The organism is Pelomonas sp. KK5, assembly GCF_001984095.1.
In the GTDB taxonomy this organism is placed as follows: domain Bacteria; phylum Pseudomonadota; class Gammaproteobacteria; order Burkholderiales; family Burkholderiaceae_C; genus KK5.
Genome location: NZ_LYVQ01000535.1, coordinates 1 through 597 on the forward strand (window position 1 = coordinate 1; position 597 = coordinate 597).

At 56.3% G+C, this 597-nt stretch carries 1 protein-coding gene; it reads left to right on the forward strand.

The genetic code is table 11. The features are described from left to right. Nucleotides 1-65 precede the first annotated feature (65 nt). Nucleotides 66-563: a hypothetical protein gene (locus B0W88_RS32170; RefSeq protein WP_144007160.1), complete on the forward strand. Its 498-nt coding sequence runs from the start codon at nucleotides 66-68 to the stop codon at nucleotides 561-563. The last annotated feature ends 34 nt before the right edge of the window (nucleotides 564-597 follow it).

The window sequence follows — 597 nt, forward strand, 5'->3', positions numbered from 1 at the left end:
CGCAGTTCCAGCCGACGCCTAACGGCGCGGCTGAACGCAATCGTTAGGCATCTAGAGTGCCCGTCATGCCCAATTCACAATTCGAACGTATTTTTCAAGAGCGACATGAACGGGCCGAGCGCTATAGCGGTCTCCTGCCCGAGACGGATGACGTCACTCTTACGGTCCTCAAAGGGCATTTAGTAGTCGAAGAACTTTTGTACGCCATTGCTGAGGAGCATCTTGAGAATCCTCAGTACCTGTCGAAGGCTAGGTTGAGCTTTGCGCAATTGCTCTACGTGGTTCGGGCTCTGAATTTCATTCCCCTTCCTGAGGAGGCGTGGCAAGGTATGGTCGAGCTCAACGCACTAAGGAATGCACTTGCGCATAAGCTCCAGCCGAAGGATGTTACGGAACGCCTGGAGCGGCTGTACTCGCTCTGCGTCATCGGCCAGGAGCCACTGCCTGCTGACTACAAGAAGCCGGACCAACTGGCCCCTCTGGCTGCCGAGTGCATCCATTCTTTGATGGGCGCGTTGTCCATAGTCAGCGGCATGGCGGCGGTTCTTCGCCAAGGACAGTGAGCATGCCTAACCCGCAGTTCCAGCCGACGCCTAA